The sequence below is a fragment of the Isoptericola sp. NPDC019693 genome (assembly GCF_044389085.1).
Classification (GTDB): Bacteria; Actinomycetota; Actinomycetes; order Actinomycetales; family Cellulomonadaceae; genus Isoptericola.
Window position 1 is genome coordinate 524,566 of sequence record NZ_JBIRXP010000002.1, and the last position, 17,295, is coordinate 541,860.

General features: G+C 74.0%; 14 protein-coding genes, 1 tRNA gene and 1 pseudogene. 9 read left to right on the forward strand and 7 right to left on the reverse strand.

What is annotated here, in order from left to right:
- Positions 1–15: 15 nt before the first annotated feature.
- The 3 genes and pseudogenes from ACH436_RS07800 to ACH436_RS07810 all read right to left on the reverse strand — a co-directional run.
- Positions 16–1,206: pseudogene (locus ACH436_RS07800) on the reverse strand (CynX/NimT family MFS transporter); the annotation flags it as partial.
- 62 nt (positions 1,207–1,268) lie between these two features.
- Entirely contained in the window at positions 1,269–1,772 is a 504-nt protein-coding gene (locus tag ACH436_RS07805) for a MarR family winged helix-turn-helix transcriptional regulator (RefSeq protein ID WP_430559627.1), read from the reverse strand.
- 169 nt (positions 1,773–1,941) lie between these two features.
- Complete coding sequence (locus tag ACH436_RS07810; protein ID WP_430559628.1) at positions 1,942–3,522, reverse strand: MFS transporter; 1,581 nt, start codon at positions 3,520–3,522, stop codon at positions 1,942–1,944.
- A gap of 139 nt (positions 3,523–3,661) precedes the next feature.
- Here ACH436_RS07810 and ACH436_RS07815 point away from each other — a divergent pair, with 139 nt between their 5' ends.
- A complete protein-coding gene (locus tag ACH436_RS07815) occupies positions 3,662–4,141 on the forward strand; it encodes a MarR family winged helix-turn-helix transcriptional regulator (protein ID WP_430559629.1) in 480 nt (159 codons plus the stop codon).
- A gap of 82 nt (positions 4,142–4,223) precedes the next feature.
- Here the strand turns inward: ACH436_RS07815 and ACH436_RS07820 are convergent, their stop codons facing one another.
- Together ACH436_RS07820 and fdhD are read right to left on the reverse strand one after the other, a co-directional pair.
- The gene (locus tag ACH436_RS07820; protein WP_430559630.1) at positions 4,224–6,539 is read right to left on the reverse strand and encodes an FdhF/YdeP family oxidoreductase; all 2,316 of its coding nucleotides are present in this window, start codon (positions 6,537–6,539) and stop codon (positions 4,224–4,226) included.
- Positions 6,536–7,495: a formate dehydrogenase accessory sulfurtransferase FdhD gene (fdhD, locus tag ACH436_RS07825; protein WP_430559631.1), complete on the reverse strand. Its 960-nt coding sequence runs from the start codon at positions 7,493–7,495 to the stop codon at positions 6,536–6,538. The genes ACH436_RS07820 and fdhD overlap by 4 nt, the downstream gene beginning before the upstream one ends.
- 126 nt (positions 7,496–7,621) lie before the next feature.
- On the opposite strand from fdhD, the gene fdhA reads away from it, so the two are divergent.
- Positions 7,622–8,845 carry a formaldehyde dehydrogenase, glutathione-independent gene (fdhA, locus tag ACH436_RS07830; protein ID WP_430559632.1) on the forward strand — a complete coding sequence of 408 codons (1,224 nt, stop codon included), beginning with the start codon at positions 7,622–7,624 and terminating at the stop codon, positions 8,843–8,845.
- A gap of 60 nt (positions 8,846–8,905) precedes the next feature.
- On the opposite strand, the gene ACH436_RS07835 is transcribed toward fdhA, so the two are convergent.
- Positions 8,906–9,784, reverse strand: a complete 879-nt coding sequence (locus ACH436_RS07835; protein ID WP_430559633.1) for an alpha/beta fold hydrolase — start codon at positions 9,782–9,784, stop codon at positions 8,906–8,908.
- 112 nt (positions 9,785–9,896) lie between these two features.
- Between ACH436_RS07835 and ACH436_RS07840 the strand changes: the two genes are divergently transcribed.
- Positions 9,897–10,535, forward strand: coding sequence for a TetR/AcrR family transcriptional regulator (locus tag ACH436_RS07840; RefSeq protein WP_430559634.1), 639 nt, complete (start codon positions 9,897–9,899; stop codon positions 10,533–10,535).
- 18 nt (positions 10,536–10,553) lie between these two features.
- On the opposite strand, the gene ACH436_RS07845 is transcribed toward ACH436_RS07840, so the two are convergent.
- Positions 10,554–11,153 (reverse strand): TetR/AcrR family transcriptional regulator, encoded by a 600-nt coding sequence (locus tag ACH436_RS07845; RefSeq protein ID WP_430559883.1) that lies wholly within the window; start codon positions 11,151–11,153, stop codon positions 10,554–10,556.
- 252 nt (positions 11,154–11,405) lie between these two features.
- Here ACH436_RS07845 and ACH436_RS07850 point away from each other — a divergent pair.
- The 6 genes from ACH436_RS07850 to pth all read left to right on the forward strand — a co-directional run bounded on the left by ACH436_RS07850 (position 11,406) and on the right by pth (position 17,146).
- A tRNA-Gln gene (locus tag ACH436_RS07850) sits at positions 11,406–11,477 on the forward strand.
- Positions 11,478–11,625: 148 nt separating this feature from the next.
- Positions 11,626–13,230 carry a bifunctional UDP-N-acetylglucosamine diphosphorylase/glucosamine-1-phosphate N-acetyltransferase GlmU gene (gene glmU / locus ACH436_RS07855; protein WP_430559635.1) on the forward strand — a complete coding sequence of 535 codons (1,605 nt, stop codon included), beginning with the start codon at positions 11,626–11,628 and terminating at the stop codon, positions 13,228–13,230.
- On the forward strand, positions 13,227–14,210 hold the full coding sequence (locus ACH436_RS07860; RefSeq protein WP_430559636.1) for a ribose-phosphate diphosphokinase: 984 nt from the start codon (positions 13,227–13,229) through the stop codon (positions 14,208–14,210). Before glmU ends, ACH436_RS07860 begins: the two co-directional genes overlap by 4 nt.
- Positions 14,211–14,277: 67 nt before the next feature.
- Positions 14,278–15,423: a glycosyltransferase gene (locus tag ACH436_RS07865; protein ID WP_430559637.1), complete on the forward strand. Its 1,146-nt coding sequence runs from the start codon at positions 14,278–14,280 to the stop codon at positions 15,421–15,423.
- A gap of 400 nt (positions 15,424–15,823) precedes the next feature.
- The gene (locus ACH436_RS07870; protein WP_430559638.1) at positions 15,824–16,432 is read left to right on the forward strand and encodes a 50S ribosomal protein L25/general stress protein Ctc; all 609 of its coding nucleotides are present in this window, start codon (positions 15,824–15,826) and stop codon (positions 16,430–16,432) included.
- A 111-nt stretch (positions 16,433–16,543) separates the two neighbouring features.
- A complete protein-coding gene (gene pth / locus ACH436_RS07875) occupies positions 16,544–17,146 on the forward strand; it encodes an aminoacyl-tRNA hydrolase (protein WP_430559639.1) in 603 nt (200 codons plus the stop codon).
- The last annotated feature ends 149 nt before the right edge of the window (positions 17,147–17,295 follow it).

Here is a 17,295-nt window from a genome sequence, read left to right on the forward strand (position 1 = left end):
CGGGAGGCCGCGGAGTCAGGAGGTCGCGGACGCCGGGCGGGCCGACGCCACCCACATCGCCGCGGCCATGGTCGCGAGGACGCCCGCGACCAGGGCCAGCGGGGCCGTCCACCCGTGGGTCGCCTCGTGCACCCCGCCCATCACGGTCGGGGCGAGCACCGCGCACCCGTAGCCCGCCGTCTGCACCACGGCCGACGACCGCCGCGCCACCGCGACGCCCGGGCTGCGCTGCGCCACGAGCGTGAAGATCACGGTGAAGTTGCCGCCCTGGGCCGCGCCCGCCAGGGCCACCCACAGCCACCAGGGGCCCGGCGCGAGGAGCAGCCCCAGCGGCAGCGAGATCCACATCGCCGCCATGAGCGCCGCGACCGCGCGCGCCGGCAGGCCCCGCGAGAAGGCCGCCGGCACGAGGAACGACCCGAGCACCGCGCACAGCTGGAACGGCGCGGCCGCGCTGCCCGCGCCCGCGGCGGTCATGCCGAGCCGGTCGTGCAGGATCTCGGGCAACCACGCCGTCACGGCGTAGTAGCCGAAGGCCTGGCCCGCGAACGCGACCGACAGCAGCACGACGAGGCGCCGCACCGCGGACCGGCCGTGTGGGTCCAGCGCGTCGAGCTCCGCGCGGGCCGACGGCGGCCTGACGCGCGCGCCCCCGTCGCCCTGCGGCGCCGCGGCCCGCCCCCGGGCGGCGAGCCGCCGTCCCGCCGGCACCCACGCCGCCAGCGCGCCCACCGCGAGCACGCCCCACCCCGCCAGCGCCCACTGCCAGCCGAACGCCGTCGCGAGCGGCACCGTGAGCATGGTGGTGAACGTGGACCCGAGGTTCATCGTCGCGCTGTACGCGCCGGTCACCGCGGCGGCCCGGCGGCGGAAGTCACGGGTGATGACCACGGGCACCGCGACGTTGCCGATGGTGATCGCGACACCGAGCACCGCGCTGCCGGCCAGGGCGGTCGGGACGGAGCCCGTCGAGCGCAGCAGGGTGCCGGCGAGCACCCCCGCCATCGAGGCACCGAGCGCGAGCTCCGGGCCCGCCCGTGCCACCAGCACCGACGCCAGCGGGGTGCACAGCGCGAAGCACAGCACCGGGACCGACGTGAGCAGCCCCGCGCCCGCGGGGGTCAGGCCGAGGGACGCCGCGACGTCGTCGACCACGGGCGGCAGGGACGTGATCGGGGCGCGCAGGTTGAGCGCGACGAGCAGCAGCGCCGCCAGCAGCAGGCCGGCGCGGGCGCCGTCGTCGCGGGCGGAGGGGGAGGGGTAGGACGTCACTCGTCGAACTGCGCGACGACGGTGCGCAGCAACGCCGCGAGCTGCGGGCGCACGGCGGAGGGCAGCGCGTCGAGAACGCGGGCCTCGACGTCGAGCAGGTCGCTCATCGCGGCGTCGACCCGCTGCCGCCCGGCGGCGGTGAGCTGCACGAGCACGCCGCGGCGGTCGGACGGCGCGCGGTGGCGCTCCACCAGCCCGCGCTCCTCGAGGCGGTCGATGCGGTTGGTCATGGTGCCGCTCGTGACCAGCGTCTGCGCGACGAGCACCCCGGGGGACAGGCGGTACGGCTCGCCGGCGCGCCGCAGCGCGGACAGCACGTCGAACTCCCACGTCTCCAGGTCGTGCCGGGCGAACGCCCCGCGCCTCGCGCGGTCCAGGTGCCGTGCCAGGCGGCTGACGCGCGAGAACACCGTCAGCGGCTCGACGTCCAGGTCCGGGCGCTCGCGGCGCCACGCGTCGACGATCCGGTCGACCTCGTCGGACCGTGCCTCCCCATCCATGGGGCGAGACTACTCCCGGTCTCTCGACGTCAAGAATCTTGACGCCTGTGATCTGATGCCGAGGTAGTCCCGGCTCGCGCGAGGTAGTGGACTGGACCACTACCTCGGCGCTCACCGGACTACCTCGGCGCTCGCTGGACTACCTCGGCGCTCGCTGGACTACCTCGGCTCAGGCGTGGCCGGCCTCGCCCTCGACCGTCTCCGTGACGACCTGCTCGACGGTGGGCCGGCGGGTGCCCCGGAGGGTCACGAAGGCCACCGCGGCGACGACGACGGCGACCACGGCCGCGACGAGGAACGCCGTGTGCAGGCCGGCCACGTAGGCGTCCCCGGCGACCTGCGCGGCGGCGGCGTCCAGCCGTGCGGGCACCGCGCCCTGCGCGAGGCCCTGGAGCTCGGCCTCGTCCAGGCCGAGGGACACCGTGCCGCCGTGCACGTTCGCCGCGACGAGCGCCGACATCACGGCGGTGCCCAGCGCGCCGCCGATCTGGATGCACGTGGACTGGAACCCGCCGGCCACGCCGGCGAGGTGCACCGGGGCGGAGCCGACGATGGCCTCGGCGCCGGCCGTGATCGTGATGCCGGTGCCGAGGGCGAGGATCACGAACGCGGCGGCCATCACGCCGTACGACGAGGTGGCGGAGGCGTCGAGCAGCACCAGGAGCCCCACGGCGGTGAGGGCGAGGCTCAGCGTGCCGGTGGCCCGGGTGCCGATCCTCGCGACGAGCAGGGCGCCGATCGGGGCGGAGACGATCGAGACGGCCGACATCGGCAGCATCATGAGGCCGGCCTCGAGCCCGGTGGCGCCGCGCAGGTTGATGAAGAACATCGGCAGCACGAACGTCGCCCCCATCAGGACGAAGAAGTTGGTGGCGATCATCAGCCCGCCGGTGCCGACCGTCGTGCCGCGGAACAGGGACAGGGGCAGCAGCGCGTCGGCGGTGCGGGCCTCGAGCGCGACGAAGCCCACGATGACCAGCAGGCCGACGGCGAGCAGGCCGAGCGTCCGCACGTCGCCCCAGCCCCACGTCTCGGACTGCACGATCGCGAACACCGTGGCGACGAGCCCGAGCGCCAGCACGACGACCCCGCGGACGTCGAAGCGGCCTGTGCTCGGGAAGCTGGTGCGGGGCAGCAGGCACAGGCCGTAGACCAGGCCCACGGCCGCCACCGGCACGTTGACGAAGAACACGGACTGCCAGCCGAAGGCCGCCTCGAGGGCGCCGGCGAGGGTGGGCCCGACCGCGATCGCGATCGACGAGACGCCACCCCAGATCCCGACTGCCATGCCGAACCTCTCGCGCGGGAACGTGGCCCGCAGCAGCGCGAGGGTCTGGGGCATGAGCAGGCCGGCGGCGACGCCCTGCACGACGCGGAACCCGATGAGGGTGGCGGCCGAGCCGGAGAGGCCGATGGCGACGGAGGCGAGCGTGAACAGCACGAGGCCGGCGAGGTAGAGGGACCGGTGGCCGTACCGGTCGCCGAGCTTGCCCGCGAGGATCAGGGTGACGGCCAGGCCCAGCAGGTAGCTGTGGGTGACCCACTGCAGCTGCGCGAACGTGGTGCCGACGTCGGCGGCGATCGAGGGGTTGACGATGGACACGACGGTCGCGTCGAGGCCGACGAGGAACAGGCCGAAGGCGACGCCGACCAGCGTCAGCCAGGGGCGTCCGCGCAGCGGCGGTAGGGCAGTGCCGGCGTCGGTGCCTGTGTCGGACGGCGTGCGGGCAGGGGTGGTGGCGGTGCTCACGGAGCTCCTCGGGGTGGGGGTCGGACGGCGGCGTGCGGGTGCGGGCCCGGGCAGCGCGGCGCCCGGGGCATGAGGCATGCGACCCGGGCGCGATGTTGATTATGAAACTATAACTAGTAGCCGCGCCTAGGATCGAGCCATGCCCGACGAGACGCCCGTCACGCCCGCCGCGGCGCCCGGACCGACCGACCTCGCCGACGCCGTCCTCGAGCTGGCGCGCCACCTCGACGTGCGCTCCGCCGAGCTGCGCGGCGTCGTGCCGCTCACCGGCACGGAGGTGGCCGTGATCCGCGCGGTCCGGCGCGCGCCGCGCGCGACGCCGTCGCGCATCGCCGAGGTGACCGGGCTCGCGCGCAGCAACGTCAGCACGGCGCTGCGCACGCTCGAGGCCCGGGGTCTCGTGGTCCGCGAGCACCCGGCCGGTGACGGGCGGCGCGTCGAGCTCGTCGCGACCGACCTGTCGGCGGACCACGTGGCCCGGCTGCACGAGTTCTGGGAGCGACGCCTCGGGCAGGCCCCGGACGACGTCCTCGCCGCCGCGCTGCGGGCGCTGCCGGCCCTCACCGACCTGGCCGACGCGCTCAGCCGCCGCCCGCCGGACGCCCCCGCGCCGAGGTAGTGGACTGGACCACTACCTCGGCAGGGTTCGAACTACCTCGGCAGGGTCTGAACTACCTCGGCAGGGATCGAACTACCTCGGCTCAGGCGGGCTCGAGGCGCACCACGACGGCCTTGGACACCGGCGTCCTGCTGGTCTCGGCGGTCGCGCCGAGAGGCACGAGGACGTTGGCCTCGGGGAAGTAGGCGGCGGCGCAGCCGCGCGCCGTCGGGTAGGCGACCACCCGCTGCCCGCGCAGCACCCGGTCGACGCCGTCGTGGTACTCGCCGTGCACGTCGACGGTGGAGCCGTCGGCGATCCCCAGCTCCACGAGGTCGTCGGGGTTGACCAGCACGACGGCGCGCCCGCCTTTGATGCCGCGGTAGCGGTCGTCGCGCCGATAGATCGTGGTGTTGAACTGGTCGTGCGAGCGGATGGTCTGCAGCAGCAGGCGACCGGGCGGGCACTCGACGGGCGCGAGCTCGTTGACCGTGAGGTGGGCGCGACCGTCCGCGGTGGGGAAGGTGCGCGAGTCGCGCGGGCCGTGCGGCAGGCGGAAGCCGTTCGGCCGCCGGAGCTTCGCGTTGTAGTCCTCGCAGCCCGGCACCACGCGGGCGATGTGCTCGCGGATCACGTCGTAGTCGCGCTCCATCGCGGCCCAGTCGATCGGCCCGGGGCCGTCCGGCCGTTCGCCGAGGACCGCTCGCGCCAGCCGCGTGACGATCGAGACCTCCGACAGCAGGCCCGGCGCCACCGGCTCGACCTTGCCGTGCGACGCGTGCACGGCGCACACGGTGTCCTCGACGGAGACCATCTGCTCGCCCGACGCCTGCCGGTCGATGTCGGTGCGGCCCAGCGTGGGCAGGATGAGTGCCTCGCGGCCGACGACGGCGTGGGAGCGGTTGAGCTTCGTCGAGATCTGCACGGTGAGGTCGGCGCGGCGCACCGCCTCCTCGGCGGCGCCCGTGTCCGAGATCGCGCCGACCAGGTTCCCCCCGAGGGCCACGAGCGCCCGCACGCGCCCGGCCGCCATCGCCTCCACCGTGGCGACGGCGTCGAGCCCGTGCGCGCGGGGCGAGGCGATGCCGAACTCGGCGTCGAGCGCGTCGAGGAAGCTGTCCGGCATCTGCTCCCAGATGCCCATGGTCCGGTCGCCCTGCACGTTGGAGTGCCCGCGGATCGGCGACGCCCCCGCGCCCGGGCGGCCGATGTTCCCGCGCAGGAGGAGCAGGTTGACGATCTCCTTGATCGTCGGGACGGCCTTGGCGTGCTGCGTCAGCCCCATCGCCCACGTGACGATGACGCGTTCGGCGCGCAGGTAGCGGCCCGCGAGCTCGTCGATCTCGGCGCTCGCGAGGCCGGTGGCGGCGAGCACGGCGTCCTCGTCGAGGTCCGCGAGGTGGGCCCGCAGGGCGTCCAGGCCCGACGTGTGCGCGGCGAGGAACTCGTGGTCCAGCACGGTGCCCGGGGCGGCGGCCTCGGCGTCGAGCACCCGCTTCGAGACCGCCTGCAGCAGCGCCATGTCGCCGCCGAGGCGGATCTGGAGGAACTGGTCGGCGAGCTCGGTGCCGCGGCCCGCCAGCCCGCGCACCGTCTGCGGGTTCTTGTAGCGCTTGAGCCCTGCCTCGGGCAGGGGGTTGACCGCGACGATGCTCGCCCCGTTCTCCTTGGCCTCCTCCAGCGCGGTGAGCATGCGCGGGTGGTTGGTGCCGGGGTTCTGCCCCATGATCACGATGAGGTCGGCCAGCGCGAAGTCGTCGTAGGTGATCGTCGCCTTCCCGACGCCGATCGTCTCGCCCAGGGCGGCCCCGGTGGACTCGTGGCACATGTTGGAGCAGTCGGGCAGGTTGTTCGTGCCGAAGGCGCGCACGAACAGCTGGTAGACGAACGCGGCCTCGTTGGAGGTGCGCCCGCTCGTGTAGAAGGACGCCTGGTCGGGGGAGTCGAGCCCGTTCAGCCGGTCGGCGACGATCGCGAACGCCTCGTCCCACGAGACGGGGACGTAGTGGTCGGACCCGGCCGCCTTGTGCACCGGCTCGACGAGCCGCCCCTGCTGCCCGAGCCAGTGCTCGGTGCGGGTGACGAGGTCCGAGACGGGGTGCTCGGCCCAGAACGACGGCTCGACGACGAGCGGGGTCGCCTCCCACGTCACCGCCTTGGCGCCGTTCTCGCAGAACTCGGCGGGCTTGCGCCGGTCCGGGTCCGGCCAGGCGCAGCTCATGCAGTCGAACCCGTCGCGGTGGTTCATCGACAGCAGCAGCCGTGCCGTGCGCGTGGGACTCATGCCGCGCAGCGCCGGCACGAGCGCGTGCGCGATGCCGGGGAGGCCGGCCGCCCAGTCCTTCGGCGGGCGCACCTCCTGCGGCGGCGTGTCCGTGGGGTCGCCGGGCTGCGTCTCCTCCGGCCGGTGCGTGGTCATGCGGCGTCCCCTCTCCGGTCGTGGTGGTCGCGCCCCTCGTCCGCCGTGTCGCGGGCGGTCCGGTGGGTGGCGGCGTGGGTGGCGGCGTGGGCGGCGGGCGTGTCGTCGCGGCCCGCGCCCTCGTGCTCGACGACGCGGTGCTCGCCCGCGTAGACCACGAGCGTCGGGTCGCGCACGAAGCCGACGAGCGTGAGCCCCGCGGAGTCGGCCAGCTCGGCGGCGAGCGACGACGGCGCGGAGACGGCGGCGAGCACCGGCACCCCCGCCATGACGGCCTTCTGCGTGAGCTCGAAGCTGGCCCGCCCGGACACGACGAGCACCGTGCCGCGCAGCGGCAGCCTCCCGGCCGCGGCGGCCCAGCCCACCACCTTGTCGACGGCGTTGTGCCGGCCGACGTCCTCCCGGACGATGAGGGTCTCGCCGGTGGCGGCGTCGAAGAGCCCCGCGGCGTGCAGCCCGCCGGTGCGGGCGAAGACCGCCTGGGCCGCGCGCAGCCGGTCGGGCAGGCCGGCGAGCAGGGCGGCGTCCACCCGGGCCGGGTCGCCGGCGACGTCGAACGCGCTGCGCGTGAACACCGCGTCGATCGACGCCTTGCCGCACAAACCGCACGCGCTGGAGGTGAAGAACTCCCGGGCGAGCGCCGGGTCCGGGGGACGCACTCCCGGGGCGAGCGCGACGTCGAGCACGTTGTACGTGTTCTCGACCGCCGCCTGCCCGCTGCCCGTGCAGTACCGGGCGCCGGCGACCTGGGCGCCGTCGGTGACGACGCCCTCCGAGACCAGGAAGCCCGTGGCGAGCTCGACGTCGTGGCCCGGGGTCCGCATGGTGACCGCGTACGACCTCCCGCCCACACGGATCTCCAGCGGCTCCTCGCCCGCGAGGAGGTCCTCGCGGCTCGCGGTGCGGCTGCCGATGGTGACGCGCCTGACGCGGCGTCGGACGGTGACGCGGGTCATACCGCAGGCCTAGCAGACCCCCGCCCCGTGCACAACGGGTGTGCGCGGCCTGGCCCCCACGCGGCGACGCGCCTACGGTCGAAGGACCGGCTCAGACCGGGCCGGACGTGTTCAAGGAGGAGCACCATGGCAGACACCAACCGCGCGGTCGCGTACCAGGGGCCGGGCGAGGTCGCGGTCATCGACATCGACTACCCGACGTTCGAGCTCAAGGACGGGCCCGGGGTGAACCCGGCGAACGTGGGCCGCAAGGTGCCGCACGGCGTGATCGTCAAGACCGTCGCGACCAACATCTGCGGCTCGGACCAGCACATGGTCCGGGGGCGCACGACGGCGCCCCCGGACCTCGTGCTGGGCCACGAGATCACGGGCGAGGTCGTCGAGGCGGGGCCGGACGTCGAGTTCGTCAAGGTGGGCGACCTCGTGTCCGTGCCGTTCAACATCGCGTGCGGCCGCTGCAAGAACTGCAAGGAGCGCAAGACGGGCATCTGCCTCAACGTGAACCCGGACCGGCCGGGCAGCGCGTACGGGTACGTCGACATGGGCGGCTGGGTCGGCGGCCAGGCCAACTACGTGCTGGTGCCGTACGCCGACTGGAACCTGCTGCGGTTCCCGGACAAGGACCAGGCGCTCGAGAAGATCATGGACCTCACGATGCTGTCCGACATCTTCCCCACGGGCTTCCACGGGGCGGTGACCGCGGGCGTCGAGGTGGGTTCCACGGTGTACGTCGCCGGGGCCGGGCCGGTGGGGCTGGCCGCCGCGACCGGTGCGCTGCTGCTGGGCGCCGCCGTCGTGATCGTCGGGGACATGAACGCCGACCGGCTCGCGCAGGCGAGGTCGTTCGGCTGCGAGACCGTCGACCTGACGAAGGGCGGGCCGGTCGAGCAGATCGAGCAGCTCCTCGGCGTGCCGGAGGTGGACTGCGGCATCGACGCCGTCGGCTTCGAGGCCAAGGGGCACGGGTCGGACTCGGGCCACGAGGCACCGGCGACGGTGCTCAACTCACTGATGGACGTGACGGCGGCGGGCGGCGCGCTGGGCATCCCGGGGCTGTACGTGACCGGTGACCCGGGTGGCATCGACGAGGCGGCCAAGAAGGGGTCGCTGTCCCTCAGCCTGGGGACGGGGTGGGCCAAGTCGCTGGCGTTCACCACAGGCCAGTGCCCGGTGATGAAGTACCACCGCGGCCTGATGCAGGCGATCCTGCACGACCGGGTGCAGATCGCGAAGAACGTCAACGCCAAGGCCATCACCCTCGACCAGGCCCCGCAGAGCTACGCCGAGTTCGACGCCGGGGCCGCGACGAAGTACGTCATCAACGCGAACGGGTACCTCGACGGCAAGTGACGTGTCCGCGAGTTGTCAGGGCCACGGGAGGGTATGCGCGCCTGTGGCCCTGACAGGTGCTCAGTCGTGGGCGCGCAGGAAGTCCTCGACCAGCGGGAGCACCTGGTCGGGCAGCTGCCACAGGACGCCGTGGCCGCCGCCCGGCACCAGCTCGACGCGCGCGCGGGGCAGGTGCTCGGTGACCCGGCGGCCCGCGGCGGCCGGGTCACCGAGCCTGGTGTCCGCGCCGAAGAACGCCAGGGTGGGGGCGGTGATCGCGCGCAGCTGGTCGTCGGGCAGGGGGCTCGGCCACGGCGTCCGACGGCGGTAGCGCATCGCGGCGCGGGCCAGGGCGCGGTCCGCGTCGGTGAGGGTGACGCCGGGGTTCAGCCACTCGTCGAGGCGCCCGAGGCTGCGTGCGGTGGGGACGACGGCGGCGCGGACCATGCGGGAGACGACCTTCCGGTCGGGCCTGACGAGCGCGGTGATGCCCTCGCCGAGGACGAGCGCGCCCACGCGGCCCGGGGCCCGCACGGCGGCCCGGGACGCCAGCAGCGCGGCGAACCACGCCCCCTCGGAGTAGCCGAGCACGTGCGCACGCTCCAGGCCGAGGCCCTCGAGCAGCTGGACGCCCCACACGGCGTAGTCGTCGGCCGAGGTGAGCGGGGCGGTCTGCTCGCTGCGCCCGGCCGTGCCGACGACGTCGGGCGCGTAGACGACCCGGCCGGCGGCCAGCGCCGGCACGACGCCGTGCCAGCTCAGGCCGGTGCCGTTCAGGCCGTGCAGCAGGACCAGCGGCGTCCGGTCCCCGGTGCCGGAGCGGCGCACGACCGTGGGGCCGAACACGGTCTCGACCCGGACCTCCTCGGACGGCAACGGCCAGAGCGCCTCGACGGCGCGGTACGCGGTCTCGTACTCGGCGCGTGCGGCCTCGCTGGTGAAACGGCCTGTCGACGACATCGGACCTCCCGGGGCGCGGTTGATGGTATGACCGTACCATTTAAGTGGTACGGACGTATCATCAACGCGGGTCGACGACGGTCGACCGAGAGCACCGACGAGGGGAGGGCCCGTGCCGCGACGGGTGGACCACGAGGAACGCCGCCGCCAGATCACCGACGCGTGCCGGCGCGTCGTCGCGCGCGACGGGCTCGAGGCGGCCACGTTCCAGGCCGTCGCGGCGGAGGCGGGGGTCTCCGTGCGGCTCGTGCAGTACTACTTCGGCAACAAGCACGGGCTCCTCGTCGCGACGCACCGCGCCGTGATCGAGGGGTCGGCCGCGCGGTTCGGCGGCGGGCCGCCCGGCGACGTCGACCAGGGCCCCGCGGACCAGCCGCCCCCGCCCCGCGCCGTCCTGCGCGCCGTGCTCGCGGCCCTCCTCCCGCTCGACGACGCCCGCCGCGCGGACGCCGTCGTGCTCGCCGCGTTCCATGCCGCCGCCCTGACGAACGAGGCGGTCACCCCCCAGGAGCTGCGCGGCGCGCCGCGGGCGCTCGTCGACCTCGTCTCGGCGCAGCTGCTGCGGGCGCGGGACGACGGCGGGGGCACGGGGCCGGCCTCAGGACGCGAGGACGCGGCCCGCCTGGACGCCGAGCTGGTGCTCGCGTCGGCCGCCGGGCTGACGCAGGGGATCCTCGCCGGGCACATGGACGGGGAGACGGGGCTCGCCGTCGTCGACCGGCTGCTCGACCACCTCGTCGGTCCCGCCTGACACGTTGCTGGGGCGGGGTCAGCGGGACTTCGTGAGCTCCGGCCTCTTGACCATCCCGGACAGCCCGTTCCAGGCCAGGTTCGTCAGGTGCGCGGCCACCTCGGCCTTGTCGGGGCTGCGGGCGTCGAGCCAGTACTGCCCGGTGAGCGCGACCATGCCCACGAGCATCTGCGCGTAGAGCGGCGCGGCCTTGCGGTCGAGGCCGTTCGCCTTGAACTGGTCGCCGAGGATGTGCTCGACCAGGGTGGCGACGTCGCCGATCAGGCTGGAGAACGTGCCGGTGGCCTGGGCGACGGGGGAGTCGCGCACGAGGATGCGGAAGCCGTCCTCCGACGCCTCGATGTAGCCGAGCAGGGCCAGCGCCGTGCGCTCCACCAGCACCTTGGGGTGGCCGCCCTCCTCGAGCGCGCCGGTCAGCGCGGACGTCAGCGCGCGCACCTCGCGGTCGACGACGACGGCGTAGACGCCCTCCTTGCCGCCGAAGTGCTCGTAGACCACCGGCTTCGACACCTCGGCGCGCGCCGCGATCTCCTCGACGCTGGTGCCGTCGAAGCCCTTCTCGGCGAACAGGCCCCGCCCGACCTCGAGCAGCTGCTCGCGCCGCTGGCTCGCCGTCATCCGGGCGCGCGGCGGACGCTTGGACCCGCGGGAGTCGGTGGGCATGGCCCCCATTGTGCCCTCCGGGCGAGGGGCGTGGTCGGCGGGCGTGGTCGGCCGTCCGCCGTCGGGGCGGTGTGGCGCGCGCCACGGCCGTGGGCCCCGCCGAGGGCCGGGACGCGTGCGGGGGCGGTCTTCCGGACCTGGCAGACTGAGGACGGACGCCCGACGGTGCCGCGCCTGCTGGGGCGCGAACCCGGCCCGGGGGCCCGATCCGCCTTGGTGTAATCGGCAGCACAGAGGTTTTTGGTGCCTTTGGTCCAGGTTCGAGTCCTGGGGGCGGAGCTCGTGCACCATCGAACCAGCACACCCGAGAAGAGACGGAGCACTCGTGGTCTCGACAGGACCGGACGCCGCAGCAGAGGGGTCGACGAGGTCGACCGACACCAGACCGGCGGCCGTCGTCGTCCTCGCCGCGGGGCAGGGGACCCGGATGAGGTCCGCGACGCCGAAGATGCTGCACAGCATCGGCGGGCGCACGCTGCTCGGCCACGTGATGACCGCGGCGCGTGAGCTGGACCCGGAGAGCGTCGCCGTCGTGGTGCGGCACGAGCGCGAGCTCGTCGCCGCCGCGGCCCTCGAGGTCGACCCCGGCGCCTTCGTCGTCGACCAGGACGAGATCCCCGGCACCGGCCGCGCGGTGCAGTGCGCGCTCGACGCGCTCGACTCCCGTGCGCACGCGGGGCGCGCCGCCCAGCTCGTGCACGACGACGCCGTCGACGACGAGCTGCACGTCGACCACGCCAACGGCGGGGACCACCCGCTGGGCGACGGCCTCGACGGCGCCGTCGTCGTCCTCGCCGGCGACATCCCGCTGCTCGACGGCGCGACACTGGGCCAGCTGCTCGCGGCGCACCACGCCGACGGCAACGCCGTCACGATCCTCACCACCGAGGTCGCCGACGCCACCGGCTACGGCCGGATCGTGCGCGAGGCGGGCACGGGCGACGTGCAGGCCATCGTGGAGCACAAGGACGCCTCGCCCGAGCAGCTCGAGATCCGCGAGATCAACAGCTCCGTCTACGTCTTCGACGCCGCGGTGCTGCGCCGCGGCCTGGCCGGCCTGGGCACCGACAACGCGCAGGGCGAGGTCTACCTCACCGACGTCGTCGCCTCGGCGCGGGCCGAGGGCGGCGCCGTGCGCGCCGTGCTCAGCGACGACCCGATGCTCGTCGAGGGCGTCAACGACCGCGTGGCGCTCGCCACCCTCGGCGCCGAGCTCAACCGCCGCGTGCTCACGGAGTGGATGCAGGCCGGCGTGACCGTCGTCGACCCGGCGACCACCTGGGTGGACGTGGACGTCGAGCTCGCCCCCGACGTCACGATCCTGCCGGGCACCCAGCTGCACGGCGCCACCAAGGTGGAGTCCGGCGCGACGATCGGCCCGGACACCACGCTGACCGACGTCGAGGTGGGCCCCGGCGCCACCGTGGTGCGCACGCACGGCTCGCTGTCCGTCATCGGGCCGGACGCGACCGTGGGCCCGTTCGCCTACCTGCGCCCCGGCACGGAGCTCGGCACCAAGGGCAAGATCGGCACGTTCGTCGAGACGAAGAACTCGCAGATCGGCGAGGGCTCGAAGGTGCCGCACCTGTCGTACATCGGGGACACGACGATCGGCGAGCACACCAACATCGGGGCCGCCGCCGTCACGGTGAACTACGACGGCCAGAAGAAGCACCGCACGGTGATCGGCTCGTACGCGAAGACGGGCGCCGACACGATGTTCGTCGCGCCGGTGACCGTGGGCGACGGCGCCTACACGGGCGCGGGCTCGGTCATCGTCAAGGACGTGCCCGCCGGGGCGCTCGGCGTGGCGCGCGCCCAGCAGCGCAACGTCGAGGGCTGGGTGGAGCGCCGCTGGCCGGGGACGCCCGCGGCGGAGGCGGCCGCCCGCGCCCGCACCGAGGGCTCCGGCGGGCAGCTCGGCGCGCAGGCGCAGCAGCAGCTCGCCGAGCACAATGCCCTCACCGGTGCCATCCCGGTGGTGCCCCCCGCCGACAGTTCCGACCCGACCGAAGGAAGCACGCAGCGATGAACAACTTCATCCCCGGCACCGGTGAGCGCACGCTCGTCCTCGCCACCGGTCGGGCGCACCCCGAGCTCGCGGAGGCCGTCGCGAAGGAGCTCGGCATCGAGCTGCTCCCCGTCTCCGCGTACGACTTCGCGAACAGCGAGACGTACGTGCGGTTCAGCGAGTCGGTGCGCGGCTCGGACATCTTCCTGCTGCAGAGCCACACCGCCCCGGTGAACCAGTGGCTCATGGAGCAGCTGCTCATGGTCGACGCGGCCAAGCGCGGCTCGGCACGCTCGATCACCGCGGTGGCACCGTTCTACGCGTACGCGCGCCAGGACAAGAAGAGCCGCGGCCGCGAGCCGATCTCGGCCCGCCTCGTCGCCGACATGCTCAAGACCGCGGGCGCCGACCGCATCCTCAGCGTCGACCTGCACACCCCGCAGATCCAGGGCTTCTTCGACGGCCCGGTGGACCACCTGTGGGCCATGCCCGTGCTGGTCGACTACGTGCGCACCCGCGTGGACCTGTCCAACGTCGCGGTCGTCTCGCCCGACGCCGGCCGCATCCGCGTGGCCGAGCAGTGGGCGGCCAAGCTGGGCGGCTGCCCGCTGGCCTTCGTGCACAAGACGCGCGACGTCACCCGCCCCAACCAGGCCGTCGCCAACCGCGTGGTCGGCGAGGTCGAGGGCCGCGACTGCGTGCTCGTCGACGACCTCATCGACACGGGCGGCACCATCGCCGAGGCCGTCAAGGTGGTCATGGACGCCGGTGCCCGCTCCGTCACCGTGGCCGCCACGCACGGCGTGCTGTCCGACCCGGCGGCGCAGCGCCTGCAGGAGTGCGGCGCCACCGAGGTCGTCGTCACCGACACGCTGCCGATCACGGCCGACAAGCGGTTCGACAAGCTCACCGTGCTGTCCATCGCCCCGCTCGTCGCCCGCGCCATCCGCGAGGTGTTCGACGACGGCTCCGTGACGAGCCTGTTCGACGGCAACGCCTGATCGACGCCGGGGGCCCGGGGCGCACGTCGTCCCGGGCCGCGGCGTCCCCGAGGGGAGGCGCGGTGGCATGACGGTGGACGTGACCGTGGTGGTCCCCACCTACAACGAGGGGCCCAACGTCGCCGAGCTGGTCCGTCGTCTCGCCGCCGCGCTCGGCCCCGACGGCGAGGGTCGCCGCGTCGCGCCCGGCGGCGCCGAGATCCTCTTCGTCGACGACTCGCGCGACGACACCCCCGCGATCATCGAGCGGGTCGCCGCCACCGCCCCGCTGCCCGTGCGCATGATCCACCGCGACGTGCCCGACGGCGGGCTCTCCGGCGCCGTCGTCGCCGGACTGCGCGCCGCGACCGGCGAGCGCGTCGTCGTGATGGACGGCGACCTGCAGCACCCGCCCGAGATGGTGCCCGTGCTCCTCACGACCGCGCGCGAGACCGGCGCCGACGTCGTCGTCGCCTCCCGGTACACGGGCAAGGGCGACGCCGGCGGCCTCGACGGGCGCTACCGCCGCTGGGTCTCCAAGGCGTCGGGGCTGCTCGCCCGGTCGATGTTCCCCGTCAAGCTGCGCGACGTGTCCGACCCGATGACGGGGTTCTTCGTCGTCCGCCCGGGGGCCGTCGACCTGGCCGGGCTGCGCCCGCGGGGCTTCAAGATCCTGCTCGAGATCCTGGCGCGGCAGCGGCTGGTCGTCGTCGAGGAGCCGTTCGTCTTCGGGGAACGGTTCGCGGGCCGGTCCAAGGCGACCGTCGCCAACGGGCTGAGGTACGTGCAGCAGCTCACGCTGCTGCGGTTCGGGCGGCTGTCGCCGTTCGCGCTGATCGGCGCGCTCGGCGCCGTGCTCAACCTCGCGATCCTGGCGGGGCTCCAAGGGGTCGGGGTGCACTACCTGCCGGCCGTGATCTGGGCCAACGTCGTGACGATCGTCATCAACTTCCTGCTCCAGGAGCGGTTCGTCTTCGCCGACCTGCGTGACGGCGCGCACGGGTTCTGGGGTCGCTTCGTGCGGTCGTTCGCGTTCAACGGCACCGAGGCGGCCGTGCGCACGCTGCTGCTGTGGTGGATCGTCGAGCGCGCCGTGCCGCACCCGGAGCTCGTGCAGGCGGTGCTGATCCTGGTCGCCTTCGTCGTGCGGTTCGTCTTCCAGGCGCAGGTCGTCTACCGGCCGCGCGGCTCGGCACGGGCGGGGGCCCGCACGGGCGACCACGCGCGACCCTGACGCGGGTCGACGTCCGGCCGGGGCCTGGTCGGGGCCTGGTCGGGGCCCGGTCGGGGCACCGTCGGCGGCAGGGGCCTGGCACGCCCCCGGCCCGAGGGGGCTATACTCGTCCGGTTGCCTCGGCGAGGGACGTCTGACGGGCGCCGGTCACCCAGGTCGTACAGGTCAAGCACCTGCGACCCGGCCGCCACCCTCAGCGCAGGATCCGTCGGATTTCCGTGATCGACTGGGCGGCTGTCGGTGCACCGCGCTCTGCGGGTGCCCCCACGGCGCGCTCTCGATCGCGTCCGTCACGTGTCCCACGCCGACGCAACCGCAGTTCGCGGGGACCACCACCTCGTGGACAGCCGACGGCTCCCTCTGGCCGTCGGCACGCACAGACATCCCAGGAGTGATCCACGTGTCCGACATCAAGCTTGCCGCCGAGGCCCGCACCGAGTTCGGCAAGGGCGCCGCCCGCCGCATCCGCCGCGCGAACAAGATCCCCGCCGTCCTGTACGGGCACGGTGCGGACCCGCTGCACATCACCCTCCCGGGCCACGAGACGATGCTGGCGATGCGTCACAGCAACGCCCTGTTCTCGATCGAGCTGGACGGCAAGACCGAGCTCGCCGTCGCCAAGGACGTGCAGCGCACGCCCGTGAACAGCACCATCGAGCACATCGACTTCCTCATCGTGCGCCGCGGCGAGAAGATCGCCGTCGACGTCACCGTGAACGTGGTGGGCGAGTCGGCCCCCGGCACCATCCACTTCGTCGAGGCGCAGACCCTGTCGGTCGAGGCGCTCGCCACCAACCTGCCCGAGTCGGTCGAGGTCTCCATCGAGGGCCTCGAGGCCGGCCAGCACGTGACCGCGGGCGAGGTCACCCTGCCCGAGGGCGCGACGCTGCTCACCGACCCGGACGCCGCCGTCGTCGCCGTCTCCGAGCCGCGTGGCGAGGTCGCCGACGAGGCGGAGGAGGGCGAGGCCGCCGAGACCGCCGAGGCCGCCGAGTCCACCGAGGGCTGACACGCACCTGCCTAGCGTTGTGGGCGCGATTTCGGGGACTTTCCACGCGTGGACAGTCCCCGAAATCGCGCCCACAACTGTCTGCGGTGGCGACGACGAGAGGAACAGCGCGTGAGCGACACCCCCTGGCTGGTGGTCGGGCTGGGCAACCCCGGCCCGAAGTACGCGGGCAACCGGCACAACGTCGGGCAGATGGTGCTCGACCTGCTCGCCGAGCGCACGGGCGCGCGCTTCTCCCGGCACGCCCGCGCGCAGGCGGTCGTCGCCGAGACCCGCCTCGGCGTCCTGCCCGGCGGGCGCCCGGGGCCCCGCGTGGTGCTGGCCAAGCCCGCCACGTACATGAACACCTCCGGCGGCCCCGTCGCCGGGCTCGCGAAGTACTACGGCGTCGACCCGGCGCAGGTCGTCGTCGTGCACGACGAGGTCGACATCCCGTTCGACACCATCAAGCTCAAGTCGGGCGGGGGCGAGGGCGGGCACAACGGCCTGCGCGACATCACCAAGGCCCTCGGCACCAAGGACTACGTGCGCGTGCGCGTCGGCGTCGGCCGCCCCCCGGGCCGCATGGACACCGCCGACCACGTGCTCAAGGACTTCTCCGCCACCGAGCGCGAGGACCTGCCCATCCTCGTCGACGACGCCGCCGACGCCGTCGAGACGGTGCTCGTCGACGGGCTCCTCGCCGCGCAGGGGAAGTTCCACACCAAGGCGTGATCGACAGCTGATCGGCCAGCTGATCGACCAGGTGGTCGACCAGGGGTGATCGGGCCCTGACCGGGCTCTTCACCCGGGTGGAAAGCCGGTCACAGGGCCCAATCCGTGCCCTGGTCTCCTTACGCTCGACGGGCGGTCTCGACCGTCCG

Excerpts from the sequence above, each read along its gene's own strand:
- fdhA (WP_430559632.1), top strand. The coding sequence starts at position 7,622 with ATGGCAGACACCAACCGCGCGGTCGCGTACCAGGGGCCGGGCGAGGTC.
- ACH436_RS07805 (WP_430559627.1), bottom strand. The coding sequence starts at position 1,772 with ATGGATGGGGAGGCACGGTCCGACGAGGTCGACCGGATCGTCGACGCG.
- ACH436_RS07845 (WP_430559883.1), bottom strand. The coding sequence starts at position 11,153 with ATGACGGCGAGCCAGCGGCGCGAGCAGCTGCTCGAGGTCGGGCGGGGC.
- ACH436_RS07865 (WP_430559637.1), top strand. The coding sequence starts at position 14,278 with ATGACGGTGGACGTGACCGTGGTGGTCCCCACCTACAACGAGGGGCCC.
- ACH436_RS07815 (WP_430559629.1), top strand. The coding sequence starts at position 3,662 with ATGCCCGACGAGACGCCCGTCACGCCCGCCGCGGCGCCCGGACCGACC.
- ACH436_RS07835 (WP_430559633.1), bottom strand. The coding sequence starts at position 9,784 with ATGTCGTCGACAGGCCGTTTCACCAGCGAGGCCGCACGCGCCGAGTAC.
- ACH436_RS07820 (WP_430559630.1), bottom strand. The coding sequence starts at position 6,539 with ATGACCACGCACCGGCCGGAGGAGACGCAGCCCGGCGACCCCACGGAC.
- ACH436_RS07860 (WP_430559636.1), top strand. The coding sequence starts at position 13,227 with ATGAACAACTTCATCCCCGGCACCGGTGAGCGCACGCTCGTCCTCGCC.
- fdhD (WP_430559631.1), bottom strand. The coding sequence starts at position 7,495 with ATGACCCGCGTCACCGTCCGACGCCGCGTCAGGCGCGTCACCATCGGC.
- glmU (WP_430559635.1), top strand. The coding sequence starts at position 11,626 with ATGAGGTCCGCGACGCCGAAGATGCTGCACAGCATCGGCGGGCGCACG.